The sequence below is a fragment of the Polaribacter sp. Asnod1-A03 genome (assembly GCF_045063585.1).
Classification (GTDB): domain Bacteria; phylum Bacteroidota; class Bacteroidia; order Flavobacteriales; family Flavobacteriaceae; genus Polaribacter.
Genome location: NZ_JBEFOE010000009.1, coordinates 649,027 through 669,784 on the forward strand (window position 1 = coordinate 649,027; position 20,758 = coordinate 669,784).

The following is a 20,758-nucleotide window of genomic DNA, read 5'->3' on the forward strand; positions in this document are numbered from 1 at the left end:
TTCATTAAATAGAGATCTTGTATTTATTTTTAATAGTAATACTATTACATTTGCGTTTAAATATTTCTCATATGCAAGGATTATTATCAGTTTTAAAAATTTCTGTTCCTGATAGTATTTGGATTAAAGATCCGGAAACATCAGAACTAGGAAAAAAGATTGTTCAGAATAGCATTTTAATGATACATGAAATTGGTTTTGAGAGTTTTAACTTCAAAAAACTAGGTAATAAAATAGGCTCTAATGAAAGTTCTATTTATAGATATTTCGAGAGTAAACACAAACTACTTTTATATCTAACTTCTTGGTATTGGGCTTGGTTAGAATATCAATTGGTGTTAGAAACTTTTAGCATTTCAGATAATTTAGAAAAATTAGAAAAGGCAGTAACAGTAGTTACTAGAACTGTAAAAGTTGATAATAATTTTTCTCATATTAACGAAAACTTATTGTATAAAATTATAGTCAGTGAAAATTATAAATCTTTCTTTACAAAAGAATTAGATCAAGAAAAGAAAGAGGTTTATTTTGAAGTTTTTAAACGATTAGTTACAAGGTTACAACAAATGATTCTTGCTGTAAAGCCAGATTTTAAATATAGTTTAAGTTTAGCAAATACAGTTTTAGAAGGCGGCTTACATCAACATTTTTTAAAAGAATATTTTCCATCAATTACAAATTGTCAAAAAGGTAAAACAACCACTAAATTTTTTATTCACATAGTTAAATCTACTTTAAAATAAAATATGGATACAAAAAATACTCAACTAACTCCTTGGCAACGTTTTATAGGATTATTAAAATTAGAGAAAAGAGATATTTTTCAAATCTTTTACTATGCTATTTTTGATGGTCTTGTTGCTCTATCGTTACCTTTAGGTATTCAGGCAATTATCAACTTAATTCAAGGTGCACAAATATCTACCTCTTGGGTTATTTTAGTAAGTGTAGTAACCGCTGGTGTTATCTTTTCTGGAGCATTACAATTAATGCAATTAAGAATTATAGAAACCATCCAACAAAGAATTTTTACAAGAGCTTCATTTGAATTAAGTTACAGATTCCCTAAGATAAAAATGTCTGAATTACGAAATTCTTATCCACCAGAATTGGCAAATCGTTTTTTTGATACATTAACTATCCAAAAAGGATTGTCTAAAATTTTAATTGATATACCAACTGCATTATTACAGATCATTTTTGCTTTAATCTTACTTTCTTTTTACCATTCATTTTTTATTCTTTTTGGTATTCTTTTATTGTTATTAATATTTATCGTATTTAAATATACCGCTAAAAGAGGTTTACAAACAAGTTTAGAAGAATCTAAAATTAAATACAAAGTTGCCCATTGGATACAAGAAGTTGCAAGAACAGTTGTAAGTTTTAAATTATCTGGTAATACAAATTTAGCACTTCAAAAAAATGATGCTTTAGTAGAAAAATATTTAAAAGCTAGAGAAAGCCATTTTAGAGTATTGGTTTTACAATTTATGCAAATGATTGGCTTTAAAGTTATTGTAACCGCTAGTTTATTATTTATTGGAGGCGCTTTAGTATTAAGCCAAGAAATGAATATTGGACAATTTGTTGCTGCAGAAATTATTATTCTTTTAGTAATTTCTTCTGTAGAAAAACTAATTATTGGTTTAGAGTCTTTTTATGATGTACTTACATCAATAGAAAAAATTGGACAAGTTGTAGATAAAGATTTAGAATCTCAAGAAGGAAATAGACTTTTATTTAAAGACGATATTAATGTAGAATTAGATGATGTTTCTTATGGTGTAGAAAATAGAGAAAAACACATTATTAAAAACGTTTCTTTAAGCTTAAATTCTAAAAGTAGAATTTTAGTAATGGGAGAAAGTGGCGCTGGTAAATCTAGTTTAATTCGTTTAATTTCTGGAGTAATAGAGCCAATTGGTGGTCATATTTACATCAATAATTTATCTTTAGAAAGTTTGCATTTAAATCATTATAGATCTCAATTAGGTTTGTCTTTTTCTGATGAAACTCCTTTTGAAGGAAGTATTAAAGACAATTTAATTTTTGGTAATAAAGAAGTTGATGATGATCGTATTTATGATGCTTTAAATATTGTAGGTTTAACGCAATTTTTAAAAGAACAACCAAGTGGTTTAGATACTATATTATATCCTGAAGGGAAACAAGTTTCTTACACAATTTCTAAAAAATTAATTCTAGCAAGAGCTATTATTAAACAACCTAAGATTATGATTTTAGAAGATCCGTTAGATCAATTTAATTTAGATGAAACAGTAAGAATTATTAGTTATTTAACAGATGCTGCAAGACCATGGGCTTTAATTGTTGTTAGTAGCAAAAAAAGTTGGAGAACAGAATGTAGCCAAATTATAACGCTAGAAAAAGGACAAATTAAATCTATAAATTAATTAAAAGATGTTAAACATTTCTAATAATTCATTAAATGGTAAAGTAGATTTAAAAAAATTTAAATCTGGTAAAAAAATTTTTACAAAAGAATATTACAAAGCTTTTAATAAGTTTTTAATCATTTTTTCTGTTTTAATTTTAATTATTCTCTTTTTACCTTGGACACAAAATATCTCTGGTAATGGTGTAGTTACTACTTTAACATTAGAACAAAGACCACAAACTATTCAGTCTCAAATACCTGGTAGAATAGAAGAATGGTTTATTAAAGAAGGAGATTATGTAAAGAAAGGAGATACAATACTAAGAATTTCTGAAGTTAAAAGTGAGTATTTTGATAACCAATTGATAGAAAGAACCAACCAGCAAATAGAAGCAAAATCTTCTTCTGTAAACTCATATCAATTTAAAGTAGATGCTTTAAACAGACAAATTTCTGCACTAAAACAAGAACGTATTTTAAAATTAGAACAAACTCAAAATAAATTACTACAAGCTAAGTTAAAGGTAAAAAGTGATAGTATAGATTTTGAAGCTGCTAAAACCAATATAAAAATTGCAGAAAGACAGTTTACAAGAACAGAAACGTTACAAAAAGAAGGTTTAAAAGCCGTAAAAGATGTAGAAGAAAAACGTTTAAAACTGCAAGAAACACAGGCAAAATTAGTATCTAAAGAAAACAAATTATTAGCATCTAAAAATGAAGTTATTAATGCCAAAGTAGAAATTTCTAGAGTAAAAACAAGTTATACAGATAAAATTTCTAAAGCAGAAAGTGATATGTTTACTGCAGAATCTAGCGGTTTTGATGCAAAAGCACAAGTTTCTAAATTAGAAAACAGCAACAGCAATTATAAAGTTAGAAGCAGTCTTTTATATGTTACTGCTCCACAAAACGGATATATTAATAAAGCTATAAAAGGTGGAATTGGAGTTACGTTTAAAGAGGGTGAAGATTTAGTTGGTATTATGCCTTCTAAATACGATTTAGCTGTAGAGACTTTTGTAAGACCTATAGATTTACCGCTTTTACATTTAAATGAAAAAGTTCGTGTACAATTTGATGGTTGGCCTGCAATTGTGTTTTCTGGTTGGCCAAATGTTTCTTATGGTACGTATGGGGCAAAAGTGGTTGCCATAGAAAATTTTATTAGCACTAATGGAAATTATAGAGTTTTATTAGCGCCAGATGAAACTGCAGAAACTTGGCCAGAAGCAATTAGAGTAGGTTCTGGAGCAAAAACAATTGCTCTTTTAGAAGACGTACCAATTTGGTTTGAATTATGGAGACAATTAAACAGCTTCCCTCCTAATTATTATCAGCCAACAGATTCAAAAGCAAGTAAATCTGACGACAAAAAGAAATAAAAAGTAATTAGTTTTTAAATTATTACAGTATGAAAAAACATATTTTAATTCTGTTTTTATTGATTTTTGCAACGCTTTCTGCACAAGAAAAAGTAGAATCAGTAATGACATTATCTGAATATTTAGGATACGTAAAAACCTATCATCCTATTGTTAAACAAGCTAACTTAGTAATTAATAATAGCGAAGCAAAACTATTAAAAGCAAGAGGCGCTTTTGATCCTAAGATTGAAGTAGATTTTGATAAAAAGCAATTTAAAGATACCGAATATTACAATAAATTAAATGCAGCGTTTAAAATTCCGACCTATTACGGTTTAGAATTTAAAGCTAATTTTGAAAACAATGATGGCTATTATTTAAACCCAGAAAAAACAGTACCAACAGATGGTTTGTATGCTGCCGGTGTTTCTGCTTCTTTATTAAATGGTCTTTTAATTAATAAAAGAATGGCTTCTTTAAAGCAGGCAAAACTATTTATAAATCAAGCTAAAGAAGATCAACAAATTTTGGTAAACGAAATTTTATACAATGCTGCTTTGTCTTATTTTAATTGGTTAAAAACATATAACGAAAAGAAAGTGTATCAAGATTTTTTAGAAAATGCAGAAATCCGTTTTAATGGTACAAGAAGTGCTTTTTTAGAAGGTGATAAACCTGCTATTGATACCTTAGAAGCAGGAATTACATTAAATAACAGAAAGCTAAACCTAGAAAAAGCCCGCATAAAATTGGTGAAATCTAGTTTAGAAATCTCTACTTTTTTATGGTTAAATGATAATACTCCGGTAGAATTACAAGACCACATCATTCCAGATGTAAATGTATTAGAAAATGTAGATAATACTTTTAATATTGCTTTATTTAATAATGCTGATTTTGACATTAATAATCATCCAAAAATAAAATCTTTAGAATATAAAATACAAAGTTTAAAAGTTGATAAAAATCTAAAATTAAACAACTTATTACCTAAATTAGATGTTCAATATAATTTTTTAACAGAAAAACCAAAAGAATACGATTCCTTTACTTATGATAATTATAAAGCTTCTGTTTCTTTTAAATTACCATTATTTTTAAGAAAAGAAAGAGGAGACTTTAAATTAGCTAAGGCTAAATTACAAGATGCTAAATTTAGTAATGAAGCGGCAAAAGTTACCATCAAAAATAAAGTAATTGGTTTGCAACAAGAGCTTTCTTCTTATCAAAAACAAAACAATTACATTACTAATATTGTAAGAGATTATGATACTCTTTTAAAAGGTGAAGAACGTAAATTTTTCTTAGGAGAAAGTTCTTTATTTCTAGTAAATTATAGAGAATCTAAGTTAATAGAAACCAAGTTGAAAGCAATAGATTTAGAAAATTCTTTCTTTAAAGCAAAAGCAAGTTTATTTAAAACTGCTGTAATTACCATTTTAAATTAAACTTAATCTGTTTCTTCTAGAGTAAAGAATTCATTTACAGAAATACCGAATACTTTAGACAATTTTAGTGCTAAAACTGTAGAAGGAACATACCTGCTTTTTTCTATGGAATTAATCGTTTGCCTAGAAACACCAATCGATTTGGCTAAATCCTCTTGTGTTAAATCTAAAATTGCACGTTGTACTTTTAGTGTATTTTTCATAACTACTTACTTATTCATTCTTTTTAATTGCCAAAAAAATAGTAATTGTACTACTAACATAAAGAACAAAACCTGAAAGTAACCAAAAGATTCAAACTCTTCATTTTGATTTAATAATACTCCTACTCCGTAATTAACCAAAGGTTGTGCTAAAGAATATACAATAGCAACTAAAAAAGCTAACCTGTAAGATTGAGAACGCAAACTATCTATAAATTCATCTTCTAGTTTTTCTTTAGATAAAGAAATCACCAATAAACCAATTAGTAAAATTCCATGTAAAATGGGTCTTATCCATTCAGAATCTTCTATATATTTTCTTATTATCATTAAAATAAAAGTTCCTATTGCTATTATAAAACCAATCTTTTTAAATTGATTTCCTAACTGAAACTTATTCATTTTTTCTAAATTACTTCTTTCTCTTTCACAAATAGTTTGTTTTAACATAATTATTTATTTTACAATTAGACAAGTTTATTTATTATAATGACAAATATACTTTACATTATGATTTTATACAAGGTTTTTTTGTACATTTAACAATAACCATAAAATACTAACCATGAAAGAAAATTTAAACAAACCAGCAACTTCATTTTGGGTGATTGGTATTATTGCATTAATTTGGAATATATTAGGTGTTATCGCCTATTTAGGTCAAGCTTTTATGACTGATAAAATGAAAGCTGCATTACCAGAAGACCAACAAGCATTATATGAAAATATTCCTCTTTGGGTTACAGCTGCATTTGGAATTGCTGTTTGGGGAGGATTATTAGCAAGTGTTCTCTTACTAATGAAAAAAGCATTTTCAAAAATTGTGTTTATAATATCTTTGATAGGTATTGTAGTGCAAATGTTTTACAACTTTTTTTTAACAAAAGCAATAGAAGTTTATGGACCTGGCGGAATGATAATGCCAATTCTTATATTAATCTTTGGAATATTTTTAGTTTGGTACACTAAAAAATGTGTTGATGATGGAATTCTAACTTAGAAAACAACAAGCTGCTTATTCGCAGCTTTTTTCATGTAAAATAAAAAACTAAATAACAATCTATTAAATAAATATTAAAGTGATAGTTTTTTTTAACACTTTATAAAATCAACAAGATTTAGCAATTTACTACTTTTAGAAAAAAAATCATCAATGAAACAACTAACACTACTTTTTACATTTATTTCTTTATCCTTAATTGGTCAAAACGCACCAAAATGGATGAGACATTCAGCAATATCTCCAGACGGTACACAAATTGCGTTTACGTATAAAGGTGATTTATACAAAGTAAATTCTAACGGAGGAAATGCCGAACAACTGACGTATCATAGCGCGCATGATTACAAAGCTGTCTGGAGTAAAGATGGCTCCAAAATTGCATTTGCATCAAATAGATATGGTAATTTTGATATTTTTGTAATGAATGCTAATGGAGGTTCTGCAACACGTTTAACTTTTCATTCTAATGACGAATTTCCATATACTTTTTCTAATAACGATACTGATGTTGTTTTTGGTGCATTAAGACAAGATGCAGCAAATCATAGACAATATCCTCATAGATCACAATCAGAATTATATAGTGTTCCTGTAAAAACAGGAAAAGTAAATCAAGTTTTAACCATTCCCGCAGAATATGTTCAGTATTCTAAAAATGGAGAAATAATGGTTTATCAAGATAAAAAAGGAGGAGAAAATGAATGGAGAAAACACCATACTTCTTCTATTGCAAGAGATATTTGGTTGTACAATACCAAAACCCAAAAACATAAAATGATTACCACTAATATCGCAGAAGACAGACAACCTCTTTTTAGTGACGATGAAAAAAGTCTTTTATTTTTAAGCGAAAGAAGTGGTACTTTCAATATTCATAAACTACAGTTAGATAATCCTTCTAAAAGCGAACAACTAACTTCTTTTAAATTACATCCTATTCGTTTTTTAAGTATGGGAAATGGTATTATTTCTTTTGGATATGATGGCGATTTATACACAATGAAAGAAGGAGAATCTCCTAAAAAAGTTAATGTCAATATTATTACACAAGACAAAGAAAACACAGATAAATTTATTTCTATAAATGGAGGTATTAATGAAATGGCTGTCTCGCCAAACGGAAAAGAAATTGCTTTTGTAGCCAGAGGCGAAGTTTTTGTGACTTCAATAGACAAATTATTTACAAAAAGATTAACCAATACACCAGAAAACGAACGTTTTGTTTCTTGGGGACCAGAAGGGAAATCTGTAATTTATAGTAGTGAAAGAAATGGAAAATGGAATGTTTACAAAACTGAAAAAACAAGAAAAGAAGAACCATTCTTTTACGCAGCAACTTTATTAAAAGAAACTTATTTAATAGAAAATACAAGCGATAATTATTTAGCTCAATATTCTCCTGATGGAAAAAAAATAGCTTTTATAGAAGATAGAAGAACTTTAAAAATAATAGATATTACTTCTAAAAAAGAAGTAACATTATTAACTTCAAAAGATTTATTTCATATGCGAGATGGAGATCAATATTTTACTTGGAGCCCAGATAGTAAATGGATTTTGGTAGATTGGGGTAAAACATTAAGCAATAGCGAAGTATTATTAATGGCTGCAGATGGTTCTAAAAGAATCAATTTAAATGAAAGTGGTTATGCAGATTATTCTCCTAAATGGGTAAATAAAGGAAAACAAATGTTGTGGTTTAGTAACCAAAACGGATTAAAATCTTACGCAACAAGTGGTCGATCTCAAAGTGATGTATATAGCATGTATTTTACACAAGATGCTTGGGATGAAGCTAATTTAAGTGATGAAGATTATAAATTAGTAGAAGCTATTAAAGAAGAAGAAAAAAAGCTAAAAGAAAAAAATGAAGCTAAAAAAGAGGATAAGAAAAAATCTAAATCATCAAAAGATAAAAAAGATACCAAAGACAAAAAAGAAATAAAAGCACTTACGTTTGATTGGGATAAAATGAAAGAGAGAACCAAAAGATTAACCATACATTCTTCTAGTTTGGGTGATGCTGTTCTTTCTAAAAAAGGAGATAAATTGTATTATTTATCTAGTTTTGAAGGTCGTTCTAATCTTTGGACAACAAATTTACGTACCAGAGAAACCAAAATGTTAATGAAATTAAACACAAGATCTGGAAGTTTAGAATGGGATCAAGAAATGAAAAACCTTTACCTTTTAAGTAGCGGGAAAATTACACAATTAAATCCGGAAACAACGAAACAAAAAGCGGTACAAATTAAAGGTGAAATTCAGCTTGATGAATACGCAGAAAGAGAAGCTTTATTTAACCATGTTTGGATTCGTACAAATGCCATTTTTTATCACCCAGATTTTCATGGCATCGATTGGGATTTAATGAAAACAGAATATCAAAAATTCTTACCTTATATTGGTAATGCTTTTGAGTTTTCTGAAATGCTTTCTGAAATGTTAGGAGAACTTAATGTTTCTCATTCTGGCGCAAGTTACAGAGGTTCTGCTATTTCAAATGCAGATGAAACCGCTTCTTTAGGTATTTTTATGGATTATAATCATACTGAAGACGGGATTTTAATAGAAGAAATCATTTCTGATGGACCTTTAGACAAAGCAAAGTTTGATGTAAAACCAGGTATGATTATTGAAAAAATAGACGGAGTTACAATAGATAAAAACCAAGATGTTGCTAAATATTTAAACAGAAAATCGGGTAAATTTATGCTGTTAGATATTTTAGATCCTAAAACTAAAAAAAATCAAACGATAACCGTAAAACCAATTTCGTTAGGCTCAGAAAATAGATTGTTATATGACAGATGGGTAAAAATAAACGAAAAAGAAGTAGAAAAAGAAAGTAACGGAACTTTAGGTTATGTGCACATTCCAGGAATGAGTGACGGTCCTTATAGAAGTATTTACCAAGATATGATGGGTAAATATTCTGATAAAAAAGGTGTTATTGTAGATACTCGTTTTAATGGTGGTGGAGATTTAGTAGCAGATTTAGCCATGTTTTTTACTGGAGAACCTTTTATAACTTATGCTACAGAAGCTAAAGTTGTTGGTGGAGAACCAACATCTCGTTGGACAAAACCAACTTTATCTATTTTTAATGAAAGTATGTATTCTGACGGACATTGTTATGCTTCTGGTTATACAGATTTAAAAATAGGAAAAACAGTAGGAATGCCAGTTCCTGGAACTTGTAGTTATGCTGGTTGGGAAGGATTATCTAACGGAGCTAGATGGGGAGTTGTACCAATTAGTGCTAAAAACAAAGCTGGAGAATGGATGGAAAATAATCAAACAGAACCAACTATTAGAGTAAAAAATATGCCAGGTTTAATTGACAACGGAAAAGATCAACAATTAATAAGATCTATACAAGAATTGTTAAAAGATGTAAATTAAAAAGTTTATAATTTTGATAAAAAAAGGCGAAACAAATGTTTCGCTTTTTTTATGTTTATTTTCCAAAAATATCGTCTTTTATTTTGGGTAATTCTAAATGAAATCTCACTGCAATTACTCTAATCATTACAATTATGGATGCAGAAATTACAAATATTATATTTTCTGGAATATCAAAAAAATGAAGTAATAAATAACACATTCCGCCCAATAAACAAGCTGAAGCATAAACTTCTTTTTCAAAAATAAGTGGCACTTTATTGGTTAAAACATCACGTAAAACACCTCCAAAAACGGCAGAAATCATCCCCATAATTAAAGCAATTACCGGATGTAAATCAAACGATAATCCTTTTTTTAACCCTAATAAAGTAAAAACACTAATACCAATCGTATCAAATAAAAACATGGTTTTACTTAATGGAGCAATCTTACTTTTAAATAAAAAAGTTAAAATTACTGCAATTAGAATTGTATATAAATAATTAAGGTCTCCAATCCAATTTATTGGATGTGCGTTCATTAAAACATCACGTAACATTCCGCCACCAACAGCAGTTACAAATGCAATGATTATCACTCCAAATAAATCAAATTTTTTATCCGAAGCTACTAAAGCACCACTAATTGCAAAGGCAAAGGTTCCTAAAATATCTAAAATATAAATAAGTGTCATTTATATTTATTTAGTAAATAAATGGATTTTATACAGTAACTTCTGTAAATTTAATTTTTAAATCTTTCTGAATTTCATGAACTCTTTCGATTTCATAAGGTAAAATAAAAGCTATAGAAATACCCGTTTTACCAGCTCTTGCTGTTCTACCACTTCTGTGTGTGTAATAATCTAATTGTTCTGGTAATTGATGATGAATAACAAATTCTAAATCTCTAACATCTATTCCACGAGCAGAAACATCTGTAGAAATTAAATACTGTAAACTTTCATTTTTAAAAGCACGCATTACTTTATCACGTTCTTTTTGTTGCATATCTCCTTCTAAAGCAGCAGTAGAAAAACCTTCTTCTATTAATTGATCTGCTAAATTTTGAGCTCCTGCTTTTGTTCTACAAAAAATGATTCCACGTTGTGTTCCTCTTTTTTCTAAAAAAGAAATAATTGCACCTGTTTTTTCTTTAATTGTAGTTCTTACAAAATGATGTCTAATATTTTCGTTAACCAAAGAATCTGGATTGACTTCAACTCTAGGAGCATTTGCATCCATATATGTTTTTACAATCTTCTTAATTTCTTCTGGCATTGTTGCAGAAAACAACCATGTTTTTCTATCGTTTTTAGTTGTAAACTTTAAGATTCTATTTAAATCTTGTTTAAAACCCATACTCAACATTTCATCAGCTTCATCTAAAACAACCGTTTTAACATGACTAATATCAATATCTCCTCTTTCTATTAAATCGATTAATCTACCCGGAGTTGCAACCACTACATGTGTAGTTCTTTTTAAATTACCTATTTGTCTATCAATTTTTTCTCCACCAAAAACAGCTTCTACAAAAATTCTATCTTCACTATATTTCGTAAACTTAAATAATTGCTTTTTAATCTGTTGTACCAATTCTCTTGTTGGCGATAAAATTAATGCTTGTATATTATCTGAACTTGCATCTATTTTATGTAAAATAGGCAAACCAAAAGCTGCTGTTTTACCAGTACCAGTTTGTGCTAAACCAATAAAATCGGTTTCTCCTTTTAATAAAACTGGTATTGCTTTTTCTTGAATTTCAGAAGGATTAGAAATCCCTAATTCTTTAATTGCTTTTATATAATCTTTTTGAATTCCTAAGTTAGAAAAAGTTGACATTGTGTATTTTAATTTTTTGCAAAGATACTTTTATTTAGGTGGTTGTAGTACTTTTAAAACATTTTCTCTAATTCTAGCAGGCTTAAAAGTTTTAGAATTTAGCATTGCCCAAGTAGTTTTGGCTTTTACTAATAAAATATCTTTTTTATAAAATTCCATAAAACGCACAGAAGTAATCCCTTTCGTCTCTCCTACCCAAGTTTTTACGGTAATTTCATCACCTAAACCTGCCTGTTTTAAATAATCAATTTCATGCCTCATAACCACCCAAACATATTCTGGCAAAGGGTTTTCTTTAGTTAAAAAAGACCAATGTTCGGTAGCAATATCATCCATCCATTTTACATAAACCAAATTATTTACATGGTCTAAATTGTCTATATCTTCTGATGAAACTGTAATTGTTAGTTTAAAAATATTATTCAATAGGATGCTTTTTGGCAAACATAAAAATTTTAAGATATCTATAACAATTAATCACAAAATATTTACATTCAACTTGGTTTTAATGCTGATATTTGCCGAATCTTATGACAGAATCAGCTAACGAATTAGGAACCGAAAAAATTAGTAAATTAATAATTAAACAAGCAGGGCCTGCCACAATTGGTATTCTTGTAATGTCTTTAAACATGATTGTTGATACTATTTTTGTAGGTCAATGGATTGGTGTTTTAGCAATTGCTGCAATTACAGTAGTTTTACCAATTGCTTTTTTAATTTCTTCTATAGGAATGGGAATTGGTATTGGTGGTAGCTCTATAATTTCTAGAGCTTTAGGTGCTGGTAATTCTAGTAAAGCTTTTTTAACTTTTGGTAATCAAGTTTTTTTAACCGTAATTTTAGCCATAACTTTTGTAATTATTGGTAATTTTTTTAGCGTACCAATTTTAAATTTATTTGGTGCAAAAGGAGCTATTTTACCAATAGCATCCGAATATTTTAAAGTGATTATTTATGGAGTTCCGTTTTTAGCTTTTGCTATGATGGGAAACCCTGTAATTAGAGCAGAAGGAAAACCCAAATTTGCCATGTATGCAATGATGGTTCCTGCTGTTTTAAATGTTGTTTTAGACGTTGTTTTTATTAAATTTTTTAATTGGGGAATTTGGGGAGCTGGTTTAGCAACCTCTTTTTCTTATATGAGTTGCGGATTGTATATTTTATATTTCTTTTTATCTTCTAAAAGTGAACTAAAAATTATACCTAAAAACTTTAAACTAAATCCTAAAATTGTTAGAGAAATTGTAGAATTAGGTGGAGTTTCTATAGTAAGACAAGGTGCTATTAGTGTACTTATGATTGTTTTAAATTACTCTCTTTTTAAATATGGTGGAGAAATCTCTATATCTGTTTATGGTGTTATAAATAGAGTAATGATGTTTGCTTATTCGCCTGTAATGGGAGTTTCTCAGGGATTTTTACCTGTAGCAGGATTTAATATTGGTGCCAAAAAAAATGATAGAGTAAAAGAAACTATTAAAAAATCTGTTTTGTTTGGCACATTATTAGGTACTATTATATTTATCGGAATTTTAATGTTTAAAGTAGAAATTATACGAATTTTTACGGATGATGTTACTCTTTTAGAAAACACACCAAATGCAATGCTTATTGTATTTTTAGCAACACCAATTGTTACTATGCAATTAGTTGGTTCTGCTTACTTTCAAGCAGCTGGTAAATCTTTACCCGCTTTATTTTTAACGCTTTTAAAACAAGGAATATTTTTAATTCCTTTGGCTTATATTTTACCAAAATATTACGGAGTTGAAGGTGTTTGGTGGTCTTTTCCTATTGCAGATATTTTTTCTACACTAATTACCATTATTGTTTTAAAACGTGAAGTTGATAAGAATTTAAAATAATATTTTTTGTTTTAAATTATACTTTCTCCGTTTAAATTAGTCGTTAAAACATCACTAAATAAATTAAAAAACGGACGTAAAGCTCTATAACTTTTATCTACTTCTTCTAAAAAGTTAGGTGATAAAACTTCTGCATCTGTAAAGTTTCTAACTGCAATAAATGCTTTTTTTCGTATTAAATCGATGTCTTTATGTGTTTTATCAAAACCTCTTGGAGCGGATTTTAACTCTTCTCCTTCAAATTTTTCTCCAAAATATTTTACATAATTTTCGTCTTCTAAAATTTCTCTAAACTCTGTTGCATCTTGTTCTATTTCTTTTCTAAGTCTAAATAAATCTTCTTTGTTTGGTTCCCAAAATCCGCCTGCTAAAAAAGATTCTCCACCTGGTCTTATTCTTAAATAATAACCACCTCTTAACTCTTTTCCTAATCTAGAAAAAGAGCCTGCAAAATGTGCTTTATATGGTGTTTTATCTTTAGAGAAACGAACATCTCTGTAAATTCTAAACAATTTAAATTTATCAATTTCATCGTGCTTTTCTAAACTTTCTCTAATAATAGCATACAATTCTTTGGCATTATCTTGCGCTTTTATAAAATTAGATTTGGTGTCTGCAAACCAATCTCTATTGTTGTTTTTCTTTAAATCTTTTAAATATTGTAGGCTCGATTTTTCGAATTGCATTTTGATTAAATTTGATAAATTTTAAAAGTTCAAGTTACAAAATAGATTTGTAACTTCGAATTTACAATGCATCAAAAAAACAAAGACACTCAAAAACGATACGAAGGTTTTTTACAAACAAATTGTTTGTGGAAAAATGATGCTGTTTATAATTTAAGTCAATTTGAAATTGTAACTAAATCGACAAAAATTGATATAGATATTGATGAGAAACTACGTTTAGGAAAATATATAGAGCGTTTTGTTTCTTATCAATTAGAACAAGAAATCAATCTTTCTATTATTTCTGAAAACATTCAAATTCAGAAAGAAAAAATTACGTTAGGTGAGTTAGATTGTATTCTTTTACAAGATAAACAACCAATTCACTTAGAAGTTATTTATAAATTTTACTTGTATGATAATACTGTTGGAACTTCTGAAATTGAACATTTTATTGGTCCGAATAGAAAAGATTCTCTAATAGAAAAGTTAGACAAATTAAAAGAAAAACAGTTACCTCTTCTCTACTCTACAGAATGCATAAATTATTTAGAAACCATCAATTTAAAAGTAGAAAAAATAAAACAACAAGTTTATTTTAAAGGGCAATTATTCATGCCTTTATCCAAGATAAACACGGACTTAAAAACTTTAAATTCTGATGCAATTACTGGGTTTTACATCAACCAAAAAGAATTAGATTTATTTAAAAATGATAAGTTTTTTATTCCTGTAAAAAAAGATTGGATAATAAAACCTCATAAAAATGTAAATTGGTTAAGTTTTGATGACTTTAAAAAAGCAACAAATCAATATTTAGAAAGAAAGTTTTCTCCACTTTGTTGGCTAAAATTAAATAACGGAGAGATTAAAAAATTCTTTTTTGTTTGGTGGCCATAAAAAAAGGAACTCAAAAATGAGTTCCTTCTAAAATAATCTTATTAATTTAAAATTAATTAACTTTTACTTCGTCTTTAGCTGCTTTATTCCAAATTTTTATTTCGTCTTCTGCAGTAACCCCTTCTAAAACTTCTACATTTACTCCATCAGAAGTTCCTAATTTTAAGGTTCTCTTTTCAAAAGTACCTTCACCTGTTTTAACTTCTACATAAGGCTCTTCAGAATCTTTATCAAATTTTAATAAAGCTTCTTTTATAGATAAAACACTGTCTTTTTTCTCTAAAACAATATCTGCATTTGCACTGTAACCTGCTCTTATAAAAAACTCATCATCTAAAGAAAGATCTGCTTTAATTGTAAATTGTACAGCTCCATTTTCTTCTGTTCCTTTAGGTGCAATAAAATTTAATTTTGCCGGAAATTTTTTGTTTTCAATAGCTCCTATAGAAACTTCTATATCTGTACCATTTACTAATTTACCTACTTCAGATTCATCTACTTTACCTTCAAAAATCATTTTATCCATATCTGCAATAGAAGCTATTGTAGTACCTTCATTAAAGTTATTAGAAGGTATTACTTGGTCTCCTTCTTTAATAGGGATCTCTAAAATAGTACCAGACATTTGAGCAATTACATTTGTATTTGCAGAAGTACTAGAACTAGAAGATCCTTTTTTAATAATTTGATAATTGTTTTGAGCATTCTTAAGGTCTTGTTTTGCTTGATTATAAGTTAATTCTATAGCTTCAAAATCTGATCTAGAAATAACTCCTTTTTCGAATAAATTTTTATTTCTCTTATAAGAAATTTCTGCATTACTTAATCCAATTCTAATATTATCTATACTTCCTTTTGCACTTATTAAAGTTTGCTCATCTGGCACAACTCTTACTGTTGCAATTAAATCTCCTTTTTTAACTTCTGCGCCTTCTAACAATAAAATCTTATCTATTATACCACCTATTTGTGGTTTAATTTCAATTTCTTCTAAAGGAGTAACAATACCCGTTGCAACTGTTTTCTTAACAATTGTCGATTTAAAAGGTTTTTCTGTTTCGAATTCTAAAATACTTGTCTTATTCTTTTTACCGAACCAAATAAGTGCGGCTACAAATAATACTCCTATTACAATTAAAATGATCTTTGCTCTTTTACTCATGATTGATTTGTTGATTATTTTATTCTTCTCTTAATGCTTCTATTGGTTTTATTACTGTTGCCATGTGTGCAGGAATTAAACCGATTAAAGTTCCTAACACAATTAAAGTGGCAAATGCTATTAAAATAATAGGTATGTTTACGGTTGGATTTATTAATGTGGCATCTTCTCCTTGACCAAATGCACTATCGATCAAAAACAAAATTAGCCCTCCAAAAACAATACCTAACATACCTGCTATTGTTGTTAAAAAAACAGATTCTAATATAATTTGTTGTCTTATACTTTTAGGTGTTGCACCTAAAGCTCTACGAATACCTATTTCTTTTGTACGCTCTTTAACTGTAATTAATAAAATATTACCAATGGCAAAAACCCCTGCAATTAATGTAGCAATACCTACAAACCAAGTTAAAAATTGCATACCTGTTAAAAAGCCTGTTACTTTACCTATTTCTTTACCTAAATTAACACTACCAAAAGCTCTCTCATCATCTGGATGTACTTTATGAAGTCCTTTTAAAGTAAGCAAAATATCTTTTTCCATTTGCTCAATATCTGTACCTTCATTAGCAGTAATCATCATCCAATCTACTTTATTGGCTGTATTATAGACTTTTCTAAAAGTAGAGAAAGGAATATAAGCACAATCTCCGTCAAAATTTGCAGTAGTTGATGGTTCATAAACTCCAATAACCTGATAACCGATGCTATTTATCTTTATATATTGACCTATAGGATATTCATTAATATCAAATAATTGTTTGTACATATCTTCTGATATTACAGCAACTTTAGCCGTTGATAGAATATCATTTTCATTTAAAAAACGACCGTATAACAATTTCTTTTTCTGAATTTGATCTAAAATAGGATAATCTCCACTTACTTGAAAAGTACCAGATTGAAAATCTTTAATAATTAAATTACTAGTTTGATTTCTTGGTGCTAATAATTTAATTTCTTTAGAATATTCAGATTTTAGTACCTCAATATCATTCATTGTTAAACTAAACTGTCTCCCTTTTTGAAAACCTTTAAAAGGAGTATCTGTAGATTGTGTCCAAACAAAAACACTATTAGTTGCAAAGTTTCCAAACAATTTATTAAAACCATTTTCCATTCCTCTTGCAGCTCCTAATAAAACAACTAACAAGAAAATTCCCCAAAGAACTCCTATAATTGTAATACCAGTTCTTAATTTATTTTTACGAATACTTCCGTAAATTTCTTGCCAACTATCTGAATCGAATAAAAATTTCATAATTAATCTGCTCTTAATGCTTCTATGGGTTTAATATTTGCAGCTCTTTTAGCTGGTACATAACCTGCAATTAATCCTGCACTTATTAATACAAGCGTTGCCCCTAATACAATTCCTGTACTTACACTTGGGTCTTTTATAAAATAATCTTCCTCTAAACTATCTCCTATTAAACTTAAAATATAAGTACCAAGAGAAAGACCTATATAACCTGCAATGGTTGTTATTAAAACAGATTCTTGTACTACCATAGCAACTATAGATGATGGTTTTGCTCCTAAGGCTTTTCTAATACCAAACTCTTTTGTTCTTTCTTTAATAACAAAAATCATAATATTAGAAATACCTATAATACCAGCAACTAAAGTACCTGAACCAATGAAAATAACAATTGCGTACAAAACTCCCATAAACTGACCAATATTTTTATTTGCTTCTGCCATATTTCTAACAGAAAGTGCACTTTGATCATCTGGATGAATATTCATTTTACTACGTAAATCTCTTTCCATTTTGTTACCAAAGGCAACTGCTTCATCTAAACTTAAGTCAGGGTTATAACCTAGTGCAATTTGGCTTATGTAATCATTATTTCCATACATAATTTGTGCAGTAGATAATGGCATAAATGCTTTTCTTTCTTCATTATCTCCACCATCATCAGAAAAAACACCAATCACTAAAAAGGAGCTTCCGTTTACATTAACTCTTCTACCTAGAGCAGGTCTAGCACCAAATAAATCTTTTTTTAATAACCTACCAATAACTATGGATTTTGTTTTTTCTTTGATATCTCTTTCATTAATAAATCTTCCTTCATCAATCATTGTTTTTTCTAAAAATTGATGATCAGGATTTACAGCCATTACACTGTAAGAATTTGCTTCATTTTTATATTTTATAGTAAAATTTTTATAAATTCTAGATGATTTATACTGTATTTTATTATCATATTCATCTATTACATAATCATAATCTTTATTTTTAAGCTGTACAGTTCTACCAGTTTGTAATCCTTTAAATGGTTTAGAAGTCTTCCACACACGAACAAACATTGAGTTTTGTGCATCGTCTGCAAAAGCTCCTTTAAAAGAATTACTTAAACCACTAACAACACCAAATAATAAGGTAAAAAGTAAAATTGCAAATGCAACTGTAAAACCAGACATTACAGAACGTAATCTGTTTTTATTTATACTTTGAAAAATTTCTCTCCAACGATCTAAATCAAACATAATTAAACGGCTTTAGCTTTACCAATAGCTGTAATTTCATCACTAATAATTAAGCCATCTTTTAAACGTACAACTCTTTTTGTTTGTTCTGCCACTTCTTCTTCGTGGGTAATTACAAAAACCGTCATTCCTTCATCATTAATATCCTTTAACAAATCCATTACAGAATCTGTTGTTGTAGAATCTAATGCACCAGTTGGCTCATCTGCTAAAACTACTTTTGGTTTTGTTACCAAAGCTCTTGCAATGGCAACACGTTGTTTTTGCCCTCCAGAAAGTTCATTAGGTAAATGATTTGCCCATTCTTTTAAACCTACTTTCTCTAAATAATCTAAGGCAATTTGTAAACGCTCTTTTCTTGCCATTCCTTTATAATATAATGGCAACGCTACATTTTCTAAAGCTGTTTTGTATGAAATCAAATTAAACGATTGAAAAATAAAACCTAGAAACTTATTACGTAACAAGGCTGCTTTTTTCTCATTCATATTTTTAATCAATTGTCCATTTAGATGGTAAGTACCTTCATCATGCACATCTAACAAACCAACAATATTTAACAATGTAGACTTACCAGAACCAGAAGACCCCATAATGGAAACAAATTCTCCTTCTTTAATATGTAAGTCAATTCCTTTTAAAACGTGTAAAGAGTCTTTACCAATCGGATAAGATTTATGTAGTTTTTCTATTTTAATCATTGTTTGGTTAATTTTATACTAAAATATCAAATGCTGCAGATAACACTTATAAATTATATGTTAAAAACTCATGCTTTTTAACATAACACAAACATAAGACGCTTCAAAATAAATTATGTTACAATAAATTTTAAAAAAGATAAAGTATCTTTGTTTTTATAAATTTTTATAGTCTTAAATGATTGATTTACCTAAGGATAAAAAAATAATACTTTTTGATGGAGTTTGTAATTTATGCAACGATTCTATTATAAAAGTAATCAAGCATGATAAAAATAACACTTTTATATTCAGTGCTTTACAATCTAAAAAAGGACAAGAAATTATTGGTCATTTAAAAATTGATATTTCTAAAATAGATTCTATAATATTATATGAACCAGGTGTTTCTTACGAAATAAAATCTACAGCAGCTTTAAAAATAATGGGAGATTTTGGTGGATTTTGGACTTTTTCTCAAGTTTTTTTATTGTTGCCAGAAGGTTTTAGAAACTTTGTTTACGATTATATTGCAAAAAATCGTTACAAATGGTTTGGTAAAAAAGAAAGCTGTATGATACCTACTCCAGAACTTAAAGCTAAATTTTTAAATGAATAAAATGAAATTACCAAAAGAAATAAAATGTGTGATTTTTGATATGGATGGAGTTATTATCGACTCCGAAGAAATTCATAAAAAAGCGTATTACGAAACTTTCAATGCCATTGGAGTTGATGTTTCTGATGATTTATACAAAACCTTAACAGGTTCTTCTACAATTAATGCTTTTCAGAGATTGGTAAAACATTTTAAACTAGATTTAGATCCAGAAGAATTGGTGCTAAATAAAAGAAAAAGATACGTTAACTTCTTTGAAAATGACCCCACTTTACACCTTGTAAAAGGTGTAGAAGGTTTAATAAAACATTGTTATAATAAAGGGCTTACATTGGTTTTGGCTTCTTCTTCTGCAATGGTAAATATTGATAGAGTTTTTAACAGATTTAATTTAAACCAATATTTTACTGCTAAAATTAGCGGTGCAGATTTAACTGCCTCTAAACCAAATCCAGAAATTTTTGAAAAAGCAGCAATTTTAGGAAAAACACCTAAAGACAATTGTATTGTTATAGAAGATTCTGACAACGGAATTAAAGCGGCAAATGATGCTAATATTTTTGTTTTTGGATATAAGAACCCAATGGCAGAAGATCAAACTTTAGAAAATGCCGATTTTATTATTAATAATTTTAAGCGTTTACAAAAGATGATTTAATAACAACTATATATAAACATAAAAAAGCCTATCAAAATTTTGATAGGCTTT

General features: G+C 28.3%; 20 protein-coding genes. 10 read left to right on the forward strand and 10 right to left on the reverse strand.

The features are described from left to right. The first annotated feature begins 71 nt into the window (after positions 1 to 71). Genes ACJJVY_RS03305 through ACJJVY_RS03320 form a run of 4 tightly spaced genes read left to right on the forward strand, consistent with a single transcriptional unit; the run spans position 72 to position 5,216 of the window. A complete protein-coding gene (locus ACJJVY_RS03305; protein ID WP_405605108.1) occupies positions 72 to 743 on the forward strand; it encodes a TetR/AcrR family transcriptional regulator in 672 nt (223 codons plus the stop codon). Between the two features lie 3 nt (positions 744 to 746). Then, complete coding sequence (locus tag ACJJVY_RS03310; protein ID WP_405605110.1) at positions 747 to 2,417, forward strand: peptidase domain-containing ABC transporter; 1,671 nt, start codon at positions 747 to 749, stop codon at positions 2,415 to 2,417. A gap of 7 nt (positions 2,418 to 2,424) precedes the next feature. Beyond that, positions 2,425 to 3,786, forward strand: coding sequence for an HlyD family secretion protein (locus ACJJVY_RS03315; RefSeq protein WP_405605112.1), 1,362 nt, complete (start codon positions 2,425 to 2,427; stop codon positions 3,784 to 3,786). Positions 3,787 to 3,815: 29 nt separating this feature from the next. Continuing rightward, complete coding sequence (locus ACJJVY_RS03320; protein WP_405605114.1) at positions 3,816 to 5,216, forward strand: TolC family protein; 1,401 nt, start codon at positions 3,816 to 3,818, stop codon at positions 5,214 to 5,216. A gap of 2 nt (positions 5,217 to 5,218) precedes the next feature. Here ACJJVY_RS03320 and ACJJVY_RS03325 read toward each other — a convergent pair whose 3' ends face one another. Together ACJJVY_RS03325 and ACJJVY_RS03330 are read right to left on the reverse strand one after the other, a co-directional pair. Continuing rightward, positions 5,219 to 5,419 carry a helix-turn-helix transcriptional regulator gene (locus ACJJVY_RS03325; RefSeq protein ID WP_405605116.1) on the reverse strand — a complete coding sequence of 67 codons (201 nt, stop codon included), beginning with the start codon at positions 5,417 to 5,419 and terminating at the stop codon, positions 5,219 to 5,221. A gap of 6 nt (positions 5,420 to 5,425) precedes the next feature. Then, the gene (locus tag ACJJVY_RS03330) at positions 5,426 to 5,869 is read right to left on the reverse strand and encodes a hypothetical protein (protein ID WP_405605118.1); all 444 of its coding nucleotides are present in this window, start codon (positions 5,867 to 5,869) and stop codon (positions 5,426 to 5,428) included. A 115-nt stretch (positions 5,870 to 5,984) separates the two neighbouring features. On the opposite strand from ACJJVY_RS03330, the gene ACJJVY_RS03335 reads away from it, so the two are divergent. Both ACJJVY_RS03335 and ACJJVY_RS03340 read left to right on the forward strand, forming a co-directional pair. Beyond that, the gene (locus ACJJVY_RS03335) at positions 5,985 to 6,419 is read left to right on the forward strand and encodes a hypothetical protein (protein ID WP_405605120.1); all 435 of its coding nucleotides are present in this window, start codon (positions 5,985 to 5,987) and stop codon (positions 6,417 to 6,419) included. Between the two features lie 153 nt (positions 6,420 to 6,572). Next, positions 6,573 to 9,827: a S41 family peptidase gene (locus ACJJVY_RS03340; RefSeq protein ID WP_405605122.1), complete on the forward strand. Its 3,255-nt coding sequence runs from the start codon at positions 6,573 to 6,575 to the stop codon at positions 9,825 to 9,827. A 55-nt stretch (positions 9,828 to 9,882) separates the two neighbouring features. Here ACJJVY_RS03340 and ACJJVY_RS03345 read toward each other — a convergent pair whose 3' ends face one another. From ACJJVY_RS03345 to ACJJVY_RS03355, 3 genes are read right to left on the reverse strand one after another with little or no spacing between them, the layout of a single operon-like run. Next, a complete protein-coding gene (locus ACJJVY_RS03345) occupies positions 9,883 to 10,503 on the reverse strand; it encodes a trimeric intracellular cation channel family protein (RefSeq protein WP_405605125.1) in 621 nt (206 codons plus the stop codon). A 28-nt stretch (positions 10,504 to 10,531) separates the two neighbouring features. Further along, positions 10,532 to 11,653, reverse strand: coding sequence for a DEAD/DEAH box helicase (locus tag ACJJVY_RS03350; protein WP_405605128.1), 1,122 nt, complete (start codon positions 11,651 to 11,653; stop codon positions 10,532 to 10,534). A 30-nt stretch (positions 11,654 to 11,683) separates the two neighbouring features. Beyond that, positions 11,684 to 12,079 (reverse strand): acyl-CoA thioesterase, encoded by a 396-nt coding sequence (locus ACJJVY_RS03355; RefSeq protein ID WP_405605131.1) that lies wholly within the window; start codon positions 12,077 to 12,079, stop codon positions 11,684 to 11,686. 104 nt (positions 12,080 to 12,183) lie between these two features. On the opposite strand from ACJJVY_RS03355, the gene ACJJVY_RS03360 reads away from it, so the two are divergent. Then, positions 12,184 to 13,521, forward strand: a complete 1,338-nt coding sequence (locus ACJJVY_RS03360; protein WP_405605134.1) for an MATE family efflux transporter — start codon at positions 12,184 to 12,186, stop codon at positions 13,519 to 13,521. Between the two features lie 11 nt (positions 13,522 to 13,532). Here ACJJVY_RS03360 and ACJJVY_RS03365 read toward each other — a convergent pair whose 3' ends face one another. Further along, a complete protein-coding gene (locus tag ACJJVY_RS03365; RefSeq protein WP_405605136.1) occupies positions 13,533 to 14,207 on the reverse strand; it encodes a DUF2461 domain-containing protein in 675 nt (224 codons plus the stop codon). A gap of 66 nt (positions 14,208 to 14,273) precedes the next feature. On the opposite strand from ACJJVY_RS03365, the gene ACJJVY_RS03370 reads away from it, so the two are divergent. Continuing rightward, positions 14,274 to 15,089 carry a DUF1853 family protein gene (locus tag ACJJVY_RS03370; RefSeq protein ID WP_405605138.1) on the forward strand — a complete coding sequence of 272 codons (816 nt, stop codon included), beginning with the start codon at positions 14,274 to 14,276 and terminating at the stop codon, positions 15,087 to 15,089. Between the two features lie 52 nt (positions 15,090 to 15,141). On the opposite strand, the gene ACJJVY_RS03375 is transcribed toward ACJJVY_RS03370, so the two are convergent. Genes ACJJVY_RS03375 through ACJJVY_RS03390 form a run of 4 tightly spaced genes read right to left on the reverse strand, consistent with a single transcriptional unit; the run spans position 15,142 to position 19,451 of the window. After that, positions 15,142 to 16,251, reverse strand: a complete 1,110-nt coding sequence (locus ACJJVY_RS03375; protein WP_405605140.1) for an efflux RND transporter periplasmic adaptor subunit — start codon at positions 16,249 to 16,251, stop codon at positions 15,142 to 15,144. 19 nt (positions 16,252 to 16,270) lie between these two features. Further along, positions 16,271 to 17,515 (reverse strand): ABC transporter permease, encoded by a 1,245-nt coding sequence (locus ACJJVY_RS03380; protein WP_405605142.1) that lies wholly within the window; start codon positions 17,513 to 17,515, stop codon positions 16,271 to 16,273. 2 nt (positions 17,516 to 17,517) lie between these two features. Beyond that, positions 17,518 to 18,750, reverse strand: a complete 1,233-nt coding sequence (locus tag ACJJVY_RS03385; protein ID WP_405605144.1) for an ABC transporter permease — start codon at positions 18,748 to 18,750, stop codon at positions 17,518 to 17,520. Positions 18,751 to 18,752: 2 nt separating this feature from the next. After that, the gene (locus ACJJVY_RS03390; protein ID WP_405605146.1) at positions 18,753 to 19,451 is read right to left on the reverse strand and encodes an ABC transporter ATP-binding protein; all 699 of its coding nucleotides are present in this window, start codon (positions 19,449 to 19,451) and stop codon (positions 18,753 to 18,755) included. A gap of 178 nt (positions 19,452 to 19,629) precedes the next feature. Here ACJJVY_RS03390 and ACJJVY_RS03395 point away from each other — a divergent pair, with 178 nt between their 5' ends. Both ACJJVY_RS03395 and ACJJVY_RS03400 read left to right on the forward strand, forming a co-directional pair. Beyond that, positions 19,630 to 20,049: a thiol-disulfide oxidoreductase DCC family protein gene (locus ACJJVY_RS03395; protein WP_405605148.1), complete on the forward strand. Its 420-nt coding sequence runs from the start codon at positions 19,630 to 19,632 to the stop codon at positions 20,047 to 20,049. 1 nt (position 20,050) lies between these two features. Further along, positions 20,051 to 20,707 carry an HAD family hydrolase gene (locus tag ACJJVY_RS03400; RefSeq protein WP_405605150.1) on the forward strand — a complete coding sequence of 219 codons (657 nt, stop codon included), beginning with the start codon at positions 20,051 to 20,053 and terminating at the stop codon, positions 20,705 to 20,707. Positions 20,708 to 20,758: the final 51 nt, after the last annotated feature.